Here is a 12,918-nt window from a genome sequence, read left to right on the forward strand (position 1 = left end):
GGAATCGCTGAGATTACCTGAAGGGTTTCTGAAGGCAGGCGCAACAAATAAGCGTAAAGCCGTTAGTCTGAGCAAGGTCGTTGCTCAGACTAACGGCTTTACGCATTTCGGTCAGGATAGGTGAAGGCCATGCCTCAACTCAGATGTAACAGACGAACAACCTATCTCTATAAACGGCAGAGCCTTTAAAGCTCTGCCACAAGGTTGCTTGGTGTTATCGCAAGTTCACTTTCAGTTCAGCCGCTGCCTGACGCATTGCGGCCTTGACCGCCGGCACTTGGCTCAACGGATTGAGCAGACCATAATCATGGATCATCCCGTTGTACCGCACCGAAGTCACGGTCACGCCAGCCGCATTCAACTTGCGGGCATACGCTTCACCTTCATCACGCAGTACATCGAACTCGGCTGTTTGGACCAGCGCTGGCGGCAGGCCTTTGAGCTGTTCGCTGCTGGCCCGCAGCGGCGAAGCGTAGATCTGCTCCCGAGCCTTGGCATCGGTGGTGTAGTTGTCCCAGAACCACTTCATCATACCGGTGGTGAGGAAGTGCCCCTCGGCGAACTGCTTGTACGAGCCGGTTTCGAAGCTAGCATCGGTCACCGGCCACAGCAGCAGCTGGAAGCGCAATTTCGGAGTACCGGCCTCTTTGGCCTTGAGCGCGACCACGGCCGCCATGTTGCCGCCGACGCTGTTGCCGGCCACGGCCAGGCGCTTGCCGTCGACGCCGATTTCCTTGCCGTGCTCGGCAACCCACTGGGTCGCGGCGTACGCTTGGTTGATCGCGGTCGGGTAGTGCGCTTCAGGCGACGGGGTGTAGTCCACGTAGACCGCTACCGCACCCGAGCCGACCACCAGGTCACGGATCAGCCGCTGGTGGGTTGGGAAGTCGCCGAGCACCCAGCCGCCGCCGTGGAAGAACATGAACACCGGCAAGTCGCCTTTGACATTGGCCGGGCGCACCACCTGCAGCTTGATCGACTGGCCGTTGGCCTGGATGGTGCGTTCTTTGACCTCGATACCGGACAGGTCGACCTTCACCGAGGCCTGGGCGCCGGTCAGCACCGCACGGGCGTCTTTCGGGCTGAGCTGCTCGAGCGGCTTGCCGCCGCCTTGTTCCAGCGCTTCCAGGAAGGCCTGGGTGTGCTGTTCGACGCCTGGGCTGCCGGCCGCAAAGGCGCTGGACACGGACAGAGCGAGAAGAGAGGCGGTAAGGGTTTTGTGGACAATGTTCATGAGCGAATCCATTTCTTTGCAAGTATTGGTAGTGGGCGTCTTGCCTGGCCTTCAGGGCCATCGCTGCGACTTGTGCGTAGATTAAAGAGATACGCAGATGGGAAAAAGCCGCCAAACATGGTTTCACTGTCGCTTTTAAAGAGACAATCGATAACTACGAAGTCATGCGCCTTGTATTGCGGGGTCTTGGTCGTCTCTGTTGGGGAGGACATACATGAGCTCGGGGGCACGCCGATCTCATCCATGCGGATCACTGGAGAAGCTCAAGAACTCAGTCCAGTGGCATATACAGTTCTAAATGCCTGCCTTGGAAGACGCCCGCCTCGCCGCTAAATACAATCATCTGGAAGAGCAGATAACAGCCAAGCTTCTGATCATCACCGGCTACCAGGAGAAGGATTGCTGCTCTGCAGTATTCGTCGCAAAGAGAGTTTGCGCGCTTGCAGTTGGTGAGCCAGTCAGAACTTCCCAACTGCTCGGGTGCGTTGATTCGCAGAAATCATCCAGGCAGAACACCCCTGTTTTCTCGGGCCGTTAGGCATGACGTCCTTGCCCTGGCGCAGGTACCGGGCAATAAATCGGGGCTGAGCGCTGCACTGACAGCGCCCGGGGTAGTCGATCAGGCTGGATGAATCATTACGTTGATGCGGCGACGTTCGATGACCTTCTGAGCGCCGGGCGCACCGGTGAGCTTGTCGAAAGTGACGGTGGTGTCGGCGTTGACCGAAGGGTTTGGCACGACGCGTATGACCTGATAGGCCTGGCCTTCTTGAGCTTGTGGCTGAAGTTCGACGGTGCCGGCGTCCGGGGTGCTGGCGACCCAGGTTTCTCCGCGGGCCACTGCGAGCCTCGCGGCATAGGTGTCACCGGCCACGCTGTGGAAGGTGCAGCCATCGACGACCTGCGGCTGCGCTGGGCAATGGGCGGCTTTGGCGCCGGGGCGCAGCGGGTTTTCGATGGCGTAGGTGATGGCTTGAGTGTCGGCGAATGCCAGCGAACTGAGAGTGCTTGCCAGTAAGGCGACGGCGATTTTTCCACGCATTGCAGTGCTTCCTTGTGCGCAAATTTGTAATGTATACAGACCGTATAATCCTCCGCAGTTCTGCGTCAACGGTCCGCACAGACCAGCAAGCACTGCCCTAGTCGTATCTATTTTGATAAGGATCCATCGGAATAGGGAATACTCTGAAACGCCGGGAAAGCGTGAACTGGTTATGCACTCCAAGGGCTTGCCCACCGGGGTTTGCTAGCCCTTAAAGAGGTTCATTCCGCCTGTGGCTTTCATGAAGCGAGATCATGTGCCTCTGATGGGTCATGCGATAGTGCGTTTTGCAAAGAGCGCAGGAGTCTTGATGGCCCAGGCTCCTGGACCAGTAATGGCTAGCCCCGCATACAGCACAGCGAACAGCCATGCGAATTGAGCTTCTTCCAAAGTCCATTCAGGATGAACCACCACCAGCGCAATCCCGAGCACGGCGAGTACAGGTAGGCAGGCGAGTCGTGCAAACACGCCAAGGATCAGCAACACCGGGCAAACCACTTCAGCGAACACCGCCATTGCTAGCGTCAGAGTCGCCCCTAAGCCAAATGGATCTTCGATCCGCTGCAGTTCCGTACTCCAGTTGAGCAGTTTCGGAAGGCCGTGAATTTGGAGCAGCAGTAGAGCGGCAGACACGCGTAAAAAAAGCAGGCCGAATGGCACTGAGATGTCAGCCAAGGTCTTTGGCCTGTGTTGAATTTCTGGAGTAGCCATGTCGCGAATCCTCTTTCCTAGATGTTAAAAATCCTTGGATCAGTCATCGCCATACGGCGATGGATCGTTGTTTTCGTTTCGGGCGTGATGCCACAGACAGCTATTTGATAATCGGACGCCGCATCGCCTGCTTCAGCGCAGAGAGCGCGGCTTTGAACGCTAGAAGCGTTAAGACGCCAACACCGATACCTGCCAGTCCGAGCACCAGGTACTCTTTCATGCTGTCAAAGGCGTACAAGATCGGTCCACCGAAGCCAGCACCCAGCGCAAGTGCACTGCTACACCAGAGCAGCGAACCCAAAATGCTGTAGCCAACGAAGTGTGCTTTGGGCATGGCCATTTGACCGGCTAGCAGTGTTGAAACTGCTCCCGCTCCGGGAATGAATTTGGCGAAGACCAACACCACCGGCCCATAACGTAGGTAGGCTTTACGCCCCTGAGCAAAGGCAGCACTCATCTTTGGTGAGCCTCGGCAAATCCTGCGGGTCAGGGCATCGCCGAATCGGGCGCCCATGAAGTACCAGATGCAGTCAGCAAGCAGACAAACGACCAGAGCCATCAAAACGACGAGCCCGGGATCCGGTGATCCATGCTTACTGGCAAATGCCCCCGCAAGAACAAGCGAAGGGTAAGACGGAATGGGTAAGCCAATTTGATCGCCGAATACGTTCAGGGCGAGCAGGACCAACGGGTGATTTACTGCAAAGCTCTCAACAGGACTCATGGCGGCACCTCTTCTGGGCTCGACTGTAGTCGGATCGCTGAAGGCAGGGTGCGACGAGTGAGCGTAAAGCCGTCAGCCTGAGCGCAGTCATGGCTCAGGCTGACGGTTTACGTCTAACGGTCAGGACACCTTACGTTGGGGGGCTTTGTGCACCATGGTGTAGGCGTAGTCGACGCCCATGCCATAGGCACCACTGTGTTCCCGAACCAGGTCCATGACCGTCTGGTAGGTGTCCTTGTGAGCCCAATCACGCTGGTACTCGAGCAGAACCTGCTGCCAGGTCACCGGAATTGCGCCGGCCTGAATCATGCGCTGCACCGACATGTCGTGAGCCTCTTGGGTGGTACCGCCCGATGCGTCGGTGACGATATACACCTCGTAGCCAGCTTCCATGGCTTCCAGTGCTGGGAAGGTCAAGCAGACCTCGGTCCACAGCGCCGCCATGATCAGTTTCTTGCGGCCGGTGGCCTTCACCGCTTCTACCAGCTTGGCGTCTTCCCAGCTGTTCATCGAGGTGCGTTCGATAGGCTGAGCACCTGGGTTCACCGCCAGCAGCTCCGGCCAGATGTAACCGCTGAAGCTCTCGGTTTCGACCGAGGTGTAGATGGTCGGAACGTTGAAGATCTTGGCGGCTTTGGCCAGCCCAACAGTGTTGTTCTTCAGCGTCTGACGGTCGATCGACTGAACACCGAAAGCCATTTGCGGTTGGTGGTCGATCAGGATCAGAGCGGAGTTGGTTGGGTTCAGCAGTTCGCGTTTGGACATGGTCGTAATCTCTTCAGAAGGTTGAAAGCATTGAGTTTTAAAAGGGTCACCGCTCTGTGCCGTTGGCGTTGTCTGCGGTATGGGTGCCATTCTGATTTGTACGACCTATCTGCACAATTACCTCAATCTTGACTTATCTGTTTCCAAAAAAGGGACAGTGGATAAGTTAGATGAGCATTGGCGCCAAAACGCCTGGAGTCTGCGCTCCGAACACAACAGTGTCTTTGATTCGGAATGAAGGAATAACACGCCCCGCCCATGACGCAACCTTGGCTTCAGTGTCCAGCAGTTCCTCACTAAAGGTGTCACTCAGCATGAATTCATGAAAGTCGTTGAAAGACGCCATTTCTCTGCTCAGCAGCTTTTTCATAACGGCCACATCACCGATGTCCTGGCCATGGGAATACAAGGCTGCAAATACGCTTTCTATAAATTGTTGAGCGGACTTCCCGCTGCGCTGCAGCCAGAGCACAGCCGCAAGCGCGGGAAGTACATCCGGAAGTGTGACGATCTTGCTGAACGCCGGTTCGATGCCAAGCTTGCGCATTTCTGCCGCGACGAGTGATTGATGAATTACAGCTTGTGTCCCGAAGCGGCGCTCTAAAAAATCACGGTAGCTCATGCCAGTTGCTGATTGGCTCAGCGAGGAACGGCACGGTTGAAAGCTCACGTCCAGTTGCTTGCCGGCCTGGTTCATCGCGATTACTAGCCGGCGCTCTGCTACCCAACCCCAAGGGTCAAAAAAATCGAACGCTAATATGGGTGGCGGATGCATAATATTTACCCTCAAGAAGACCTTAATCTTAAGGGTACGAAGTTATATACATTGATAGAAGCCATGAGGTGCGCAACAGAGCATTGCGTGTAGTGCTACGCAATGCTGAGCAACTCTTTCATGAATTGCGTGAATGCCTTAATTCGTGTTGATTCGCGGTTAATTGGCAGATAGATGATATTGATCGATGAGTTCACCGACATGGGATTTACCTCATACTCTGGTAGCAAGCGAGTAAGTCGTCCGTGTTGAACATCTTCCGCGACCAGCCAGTCCGCCAATAGCGCTATGCCCTGTCCAGCGACTGCCGCTTGCATGAGAACGTCTGCGTTGTTGCTCTGCATCCGACCCTGAACCGAGACCGGTACGGTCTCGTCATCAACTTCAAAGTGCCAGTCCAGCAGTGGTCCACCGTAATCGAAGCGCATGCATGAATGGTCTGTAAGCTCACCGGGTTGCGTCGGAGTTCCATGCTGCTCCAGGTAGGATGGGCTCGCCACCAGCCAGCGCTGAAAGTGGCCAATGGTGCTGCAGATGACTTCTTCGCTGGATACGGTTGACCCTAGACGGACGCTCAGATCGATCCGGTCTTTGTACAGGTCGACCCTCTCATCGCTGAGATTCAGGCTCACCTCCAACGCTGGATGGGCTGCAAGAAATCGCCCAAGGTGGGGCGAGATCAAGCGCCGTCCAAACTCCACCGGAACGCTAATGCGAAGCTTGCCTTTCGCTTCAGTCCCTCTATCCGTCACCATGCTGTCAGCCGCAGCCAGAGCATCTAGGATGCTCACGGCATTATCGAAATAGGCTTGGCCCAAGTCGGTTGGGCTGTTTCGCCGTGTGCTGCGAGTAATCAGCGTAGTGCCCAGTTCCGACTCCAATGCTGCAACCTGACGCGCCACGGACGATGTCGCCACACCGAGCTTTCTTGCCGCTGCGGAGTAGCCACCGCAACGCACTGTCTCTACAAACATACTCAGGGCAAGAAATTTATCCATATGTCCGACTCTGTTGAAAATCCATGATGTGAGCGGGTGTCGTCACAACTCAGGGTTTCAGGCAGTGTGGATCATAGGCAGATGAACTGGCCCTGAGCTTGGACGGGTGTGCTTGTTCAGCGCTTGCCCATGTGTTTTGCGAGAAACATCACAAGGGCCACTGCAGGGATCACCGCAGCCGTGAAAATGGTCGTGGTCCAGCCAAATCGCTCGTAGAGCGGACTTGCGACCATCGAACCCAATGCCCCACCTACAAAGATACTGGTCATGAACACTGCGTTCAGACGTGCCCGACTATTGGGATCCAAAGCATAGACCTCGCGCTGGCCAAGGACCATGTTCAGCTGGACGGCGAAGTCCAAGGCTATCGCGGCAGCAACCAGTCCCAGATAACCCAGGCCGGGAATACCGCCAATCAGGAGTGCTGCCGGCGCCAATACCAATGCCACCAGGGTGCTCACGTGGCCATGACCGGCATCGGCCAGGCGGCCAGCGATCGGGGCCGCAATGGCACCCACTGCACCGACCAGAGCGAACAGCGCAACCCCGTTCTGACTGAAGCTGTAGTGACGGATCAACTCGATCGGAACGACAGTCCAGAAGAAACTGAAGCTTGCGAACAGCAACCCTTGATATAGCGAGCGCTCCCGGAGAACAGCATATTGCTTGGCCAGACCGAAGACAGAGCCAATCAGGCGACCATAGGTGGTGTGATGGTTCGGGATACGCTTTGGCAACAGTACCGCCACGAGCACAGCAATCACGACCATTAGCACAGCGGCACTGAAGAATACTCCTCTCCAGCCAATGTACTCCGATACGAGGCTCGACACCGGGCGGGCCAGAAGGATCCCGAGTAGCAGACCACTCATGATATTACCCACTACCCGGCCACGACTGCTTTCAGGCGCCATGTGCGCGGCCAACGGTACTAGGATCTGCACGGCAACAGAAGTCAGCCCTATCATCAGTGACGCGACCAGGAACAGCGAAGGCGATTCGGCCAATCCTGCAGCCGCTAGAAACGCACCTACAACCAGGGTAAACCCGATCACCAGGCGCTTGTTTTCCATCAGATCGGCCAAAGGCACCAAGAAAAGCAGACCGGCGGCATAGCCGAACTGGGTCAACGAAACGATCAGGCTGGCGTGTTCTGGAGACAAGCCAATGCTTGGGGCGATGAGCTCAACAATTGGCTGTGCGTAGTAGAGATTTGCAACTACGGCACCACAGCAAAATGCAAGAAAGACCACCAATGCCTTTGATAGCGTCGGTGTTGCGTCGGCATGCACCGACGTTGAAGCAAGTAGATCTGGGCTGCTCGCTGACATGGCGACATCTCCGTATCGGTTGAGATAAATCAGGAGCTAGCCTATGGGTGACGCAGAGTTGTTGGAATACGAACTTCTAGCAATGAACTTATGCAGGTAGCGCAAAACTGCCAGCGTTGCGTGAAGAGCAAAGCTTCCTTGCGCGACGGAGCCATACCCTCAAAAGCCGTGCTCTTTTAGGCTCACGCCATCAACTGATCGGCAACGAATAAGCCGATGTTGAAGATGAGGAGACCTTCAATGAATTCGGCTCAATTAGCGCTTGCCACCTCTATCACCCGCAGCTTTGGGCGTAAGTGGTCGACCTTGGCGACTAGCGAGGTGGCCATCAATGTCACGTAAGAATCTTTGGGTATCAGCCGCAGTTTCGCTTGGTTTAGTAGGGGTGGCTGTAGCGTTCGGACTGATGTGGCGGCCTACAATCGACCCGATTGAACGACCTACTGAATTCGATAGCGCCCAAATCGCTCGTGGCGCCCAGGTTATTACAGCCGGAGACTGTGCGGTTTGCCATACGCGCCCTGGTGGAAAATACCTAGCAGGTGGCCTGCCGCTCGTAACGCCGTTTGGTACGCTCTACAGCACCAACATCACGCCTGATGCTGATACCGGTATCGGAAAGTGGCCGCTGGAGGCCTTCGAACGCGCGATGCGCGACGGGATATCTCGAGATGGGCACTTTCTTTATCCAGCCTTTCCCTACAAGCACTACCGTCTCCTCAGCGACAATGATCTCGCGGACGCCTACGCCTTCCTTATGACCGGGCCACCGGTTTATGAACCTGCAACCCCAAACCGCATGAAGTTTCCCATGAACATCCGCCCTCTGGTCTCGGGGTGGAACCTGATGTTCTTGCGTTCAGAGCCGTTCCCGCCGACGGCGCAAGAATCGCAGCAGTGGAATCGCGGTCGCTACCTTGTTGAAGGCGCAGGCCACTGTGGTGGTTGCCACACTCCATTGAATTTCCTCGGTGCTGAAAAGGACAGCCACGCGCTCTCCGGTAGTGTGGTCGACGGCTGGGAAGCACCTTCCCTGCTTGGTCTGGCCGGCCGCGAGAAACCTTGGACACAAGCACAACTGGTGGGTTACCTGCAGGCCAAGGTCGTGGACAGCCACGGTACGCCGGCCGGCCCGATGCGCCCAGTCAGCCAGGAGCTTGCGCGGCTACCGGTGACCGACGTCGAAGCCATCGCGGCATATTTGCTGAGCTTACCTGCAAGCGATTCCACATCGAACGCAAACAGTGTGCGAACTGCAGTCGCTGAAGAGTCGGCCAGTCTCGGTCGCGACCTTTTCCAAGGAGCCTGTGCCGGATGCCACGGCACAGCGGCCCCCATGCGCAGCATCGACGGCAGGCCTGCGCTGACCGCCACGTCTGCCGTCCAGGCCAGTGAACCAGTCAACTTCATCAAGACCGTGCTGGAAGGCATCGCGCCAACGCCCGGGGAACCGGGTCCTGTGATGCCGCCATTCGCTGCCAGTTTGAACGACCAGCAGCTCACCGCCCTAGCTCAATTCGTTCGCAATCAGGCAAACCCGGCCCAGCCGTGGAGCGATTTGAACGCAACTATTCAGGCTCTGCGCCAGGAGACTCCATGAGCATCGTGAATCTCACAGTCAACGGCCAGGTGCACAGCCTGGATATCGATCCCGACATGCCATTGCTCTATGCCTTGCGCAACCACCTGGAACTCAATGGCGCCAAGTATGGCTGCGGGCTGGGCCAATGCGGGGCATGCACCGTCATCGTCGACGACAAACCGGTGTTTTCATGCTTGACGCCATGCTCTGGCATGGAAGGCCGTAAGGTGCGAACCGTTGAGAGCCTGGGCACTACAGAACGGCTAAGCCCCTTGCAAAAAGCGTTCATAGATACTCAGGCCGCTCAGTGCGGTTACTGCATCGCCGGGATGATCATGCGGGCCCAGGCCTTGCTGGAGAAAAATCCGCAGCCCGCCGTGGACACCATCCGTACCCACATGGCGACTAACCTGTGTCGCTGCGGTACCCATCTTCGCATCATTGAAGCGATTACCCACGTAGTTGAAAACGGTGGACTCCATGTCGTCCAAAACTGAATTCAGCCGCCGCGCATTTCTTCAGGGCAGCAGTCTGCTAATGGCATTCACATTGATGCCAGCAGCTCGCAAAGCCCTTGCCGATACTGAAGTAGATACGCTCGGTACTGTCGTACTTGCCCCGGACCTGCCTGGCAGCTTGCGTACCAATCCTTATCTAGACGCATGGATCAGAGTCAGCGCCGAAGGCATCACTGTGTATACCGGTAAAGTGGAGCTGGGTACTGGGGTAAAGACCGCGCTTCTGCAAATTGCTGCGGAGCGACTGGATGTCGCGCCGGGAGCGGTCAACTTCCTTACGGCTGACACCGCCCTTACGCCAAACGAAGGCTACACCGCCGGCAGCCACACGATCTTCGACAGCGGTACGGCTCTGTTCAACGCCGCCGCGCAGGTTCGCCAGATGCTGATGGAGTCCGCTGCCAGACACTGGAACGTTGATGTCGCATTACTGAAAACAGGTGATGCAATCATCACCGCCCCATCCGGCGCCCGTATGAGTTATGCCGAGGCGGTGGCCGGTGTGGACCTGCATCAGTATGCCCAGACCAGATCTCCAGAATCTTCGCCAGATCAGTTCAAACTCATCGGTCATGCCATTCCACGTCTCGATATTCCTGGAAAGGTCACAGGTACCGCTGCGTTCGTTCAAGACATGCGCTTACCGGGCATGCTCCACGCCCGCGTCATACGCCCACCGCGGCCAGGCAGCAAGCTCAACGGTTTCGATGTGCACGCCATTGAGCGCCTGACGGGCGTAGTAAAAGTAGTCAATGATGGCAACTATCTCGCGGTAGTAGCAAAGGATGAATGGCAAGCCATCAAAGCCATGCGGGCCGGCTACGCGGCAGCAACATGGAGCGGTGGAAACGTCATTCCAGATCAAACCGTTATCCACCAGCTATTACCCAAGCTGCAATCTAAACGCTACCCGATCAAGCATACAGGCGCCTCGACACCCTTCTCTGGAAAGACTTATCGGGCACGCGCCACCAAGCAGTACTTGATGCATGGCTCGATCGGACCATCGTGTGCAGTGGCTTGGTTTAACGACGGTATGCTGACTGTCTGGACGCATACCCAAGGTGTATTCCCGCTGCGTGACGGCATTGCAGAAATGGTAGGCCTGCCGGTAACCGCCGTCCGTTGCATCCACGCTGAGGGATCTGGCTGTTATGGGCACAACGGTGCCGATGACGCCGCAGCGGACGCAGCGCTTATCGCGATGCGACTGCCGGGGGTACCGGTGCGGGTGCAGTGGATGCGTGAGCAGGAAAATCTGTGGGAGCCATACAGTTCGGCCATGATCACCGAGCTCGAAGCCGATCTGGACACAAATGGCCGAATCAATAATTGGAAATACGAGCTATGGACCACGCCGCATAATGAGCGTATCACCAATGCGGGCCGCTTGGTGCCCGCGCGCATGCTCGCCCGGCCCTTCACGTCCACTCCCTCGATTCCTATAGCTCAACCCGAAGGGGATGGCGACCGTAACGCGATCCCTCTGTACGAAACGGGCGCTAGCAATATCGACATGAATTTCATCACTGAAATGCCTTTCCGGACTTCAGCGATGCGCTCGTTGGGAGCGCACATCAATATCTTCGCCATCGAGGCCTGTCTGGAAGAACTGGCTGATCAGGCGGGCGTGGATTCTGTCGAGTTCCGCCTGAACCATCTCAGTGATCCCAGGGCACGAGCTGTCGTCGAGCGAGCGCGGGACGAATTTGGCTGGCCACAACGATCACCCACGCCGGGCACAGGTATTGGCATGGGCTTCGCCCGCTACAAGAACATTATGGGCTACTGCGCGGTCGCCGTGCAGATTCAGGTGCACCCTCAAACCGGTGAAATCGAAATCCAGCGGGTGGTCACGGCGGTGGACGTTGGCCAGATTGTGAATCCCGATGGGCTGCGTAACCAAGTGGAGGGCGGCATCGTTCAGTCAACTAGTTGGACGCTCTACGAAGCGGTCAGTTATGAGGCTGGTGGTGTGCGCAGCTACGACTGGAGCGGCTATCCGATACTTCGTTTCCCGCAGCTTCCAAAGCACGTGGAAGTGCACATGATCGACCAGCCTGGCCAGCCCTTCTTGGGGGCAGCCGAGATCGTGCAGGGTCCAATGGCGGCGGCCCTCGGTAATGCGGTCGCGGATGCTACCGGGCACCGCCGGCTTGCCCTGCCGCTTGCACGGAAGGTGTGAATAAAGCTCTCCGTCGGCGCTCAAGCCGGTTCTTGCAAAGGTAGCGACAGATGCAACATCTTGATGTGACGGTCCTTGAACAGGCGCTAGCTTGGGCTGATGAAGGGAGAAGTGTATGGCTGTGCACGGTCCTCTCCACCTTCGGTTCGGCGCCTAGATCTCCAGGTGCAATGCTGGTGGCAGTCCAGTCCGGAGCGAACAGCGGCTCGTTATCAGGCGGTTGCGTCGAGGAAGAGTTTCTCAATGCGCTCAGCCGTGGCGAGCACTCTGCACCGGCGCAGGTCATCAGCTACGGACGTACTCCTGAAGAGCGAAGCCGCTTGCAGCTGCCATGTGGCGGTAGCCTGGATGTGCTGGTCGAACACAGATACCCAAGTGCAGAGTGGCGCGCCCACTTGAGCCAGTTGCTTGACGCGCTGCGTGGCCAACGTCGACTTACGCGGGTGATCGACTTAGAAGAAGGCCTTTTCAAAGTCAAGTGCCATGCCGAAGGTGCGGAAACCGTAGTCCGTATTGAAAGCCGATTGGAGATAAACCTAGGCCCAGCACTACGATTGTTGCTTGCAGGCGTATCACCAGTCGCCCAGGCATGCGGTCAGTTCGCCAGGGCGCTAGGGTTTGAAGTGATTGCCTGTGACCCGCGAGAAGAAGCGACTTCGATGCCGATCGAGGGCGTCACTGTGATACCAATTCTGCCCTCGATGTTCATCGCCAACGGCGGCTGCCACGAGGCGACCGCTGTCGTAGCGCTTACACATGACCCCAAAATCGATGACCTGGCATTGATGGAGGCGGTGAACACACCGGCCTTCTATATCGGTGCCATGGGATCTCGGCAAACCTCAGAAAAACGTGCTGAGCGGTTACGGCGGATCGGCGGCTTATCGTCTAAAGATGTCGGCCGTCTGCATATGCCCATCGGCCTGGATATCGGCTCCAGGACTCCTGCCGAGATTGCCTTGTCGGTAATGGCCGATGTTCTGCGGGTGTACCGAGGTAAATCCCGAACGGCACTTTGAAACACTCACCCCAAGCTTTGCGATTTGCGCAACG

At 56.9% G+C, this 12,918-nt stretch carries 12 protein-coding genes; 4 read left to right on the forward strand and 8 right to left on the reverse strand.

Going from position 1 to position 12,918, the window contains the following annotated elements; translation table 11 throughout:
• Positions 1-214: 214 nt before the first annotated feature.
• From LJX93_RS26070 to LJX93_RS26105, 8 genes are all read right to left on the reverse strand, one after another.
• Positions 215-1,234, reverse strand: a complete 1,020-nt coding sequence (locus LJX93_RS26070) for an alpha/beta hydrolase (protein ID WP_227696551.1) — start codon at positions 1,232-1,234, stop codon at positions 215-217.
• A gap of 619 nt (positions 1,235-1,853) precedes the next feature.
• Positions 1,854-2,276 (reverse strand): hypothetical protein, encoded by a 423-nt coding sequence (locus tag LJX93_RS26075; protein WP_227696552.1) that lies wholly within the window; start codon positions 2,274-2,276, stop codon positions 1,854-1,856.
• A 270-nt stretch (positions 2,277-2,546) separates the two neighbouring features.
• Positions 2,547-2,987 (reverse strand): DoxX family protein, encoded by a 441-nt coding sequence (locus LJX93_RS26080; RefSeq protein WP_227696554.1) that lies wholly within the window; start codon positions 2,985-2,987, stop codon positions 2,547-2,549.
• A 100-nt stretch (positions 2,988-3,087) separates the two neighbouring features.
• A complete protein-coding gene (locus tag LJX93_RS26085) occupies positions 3,088-3,711 on the reverse strand; it encodes a DedA family protein (protein ID WP_227696555.1) in 624 nt (207 codons plus the stop codon).
• Between the two features lie 120 nt (positions 3,712-3,831).
• Positions 3,832-4,476, reverse strand: a complete 645-nt coding sequence (locus LJX93_RS26090) for a hydrolase (protein ID WP_227696556.1) — start codon at positions 4,474-4,476, stop codon at positions 3,832-3,834.
• A gap of 166 nt (positions 4,477-4,642) precedes the next feature.
• On the reverse strand, positions 4,643-5,173 hold the full coding sequence (locus LJX93_RS26095; protein WP_265106049.1) for a DsbA family protein: 531 nt from the start codon (positions 5,171-5,173) through the stop codon (positions 4,643-4,645).
• A 173-nt stretch (positions 5,174-5,346) separates the two neighbouring features.
• Positions 5,347-6,249, reverse strand: a complete 903-nt coding sequence (locus LJX93_RS26100) for a LysR family transcriptional regulator (RefSeq protein ID WP_227696558.1) — start codon at positions 6,247-6,249, stop codon at positions 5,347-5,349.
• A 116-nt stretch (positions 6,250-6,365) separates the two neighbouring features.
• Positions 6,366-7,580: an MFS transporter gene (locus LJX93_RS26105; protein ID WP_227696559.1), complete on the reverse strand. Its 1,215-nt coding sequence runs from the start codon at positions 7,578-7,580 to the stop codon at positions 6,366-6,368.
• 331 nt (positions 7,581-7,911) lie between these two features.
• Between LJX93_RS26105 and LJX93_RS26110 the strand changes: the two genes are divergently transcribed.
• From LJX93_RS26110 to LJX93_RS26125, 4 genes are read left to right on the forward strand one after another with little or no spacing between them, the layout of a single operon-like run.
• Positions 7,912-9,180, forward strand: a complete 1,269-nt coding sequence (locus tag LJX93_RS26110) for a c-type cytochrome (protein WP_227696560.1) — start codon at positions 7,912-7,914, stop codon at positions 9,178-9,180.
• Entirely contained in the window at positions 9,177-9,659 is a 483-nt protein-coding gene (locus LJX93_RS26115) for a (2Fe-2S)-binding protein (protein ID WP_227696562.1), read from the forward strand. The genes LJX93_RS26110 and LJX93_RS26115 overlap by 4 nt, the downstream gene beginning before the upstream one ends.
• Positions 9,643-11,865 carry a xanthine dehydrogenase family protein molybdopterin-binding subunit gene (locus LJX93_RS26120; protein WP_227696564.1) on the forward strand — a complete coding sequence of 741 codons (2,223 nt, stop codon included), beginning with the start codon at positions 9,643-9,645 and terminating at the stop codon, positions 11,863-11,865. Before LJX93_RS26115 ends, LJX93_RS26120 begins: the two co-directional genes overlap by 17 nt.
• A gap of 50 nt (positions 11,866-11,915) precedes the next feature.
• Positions 11,916-12,884: an XdhC family protein gene (locus LJX93_RS26125; RefSeq protein ID WP_227696565.1), complete on the forward strand. Its 969-nt coding sequence runs from the start codon at positions 11,916-11,918 to the stop codon at positions 12,882-12,884.
• Positions 12,885-12,918: the final 34 nt, after the last annotated feature.

Source organism: Pseudomonas sp. HN2-3 (genome assembly GCF_020691745.1).
Taxonomy (GTDB): domain Bacteria; phylum Pseudomonadota; class Gammaproteobacteria; order Pseudomonadales; family Pseudomonadaceae; genus Aquipseudomonas; species Aquipseudomonas capeferrum.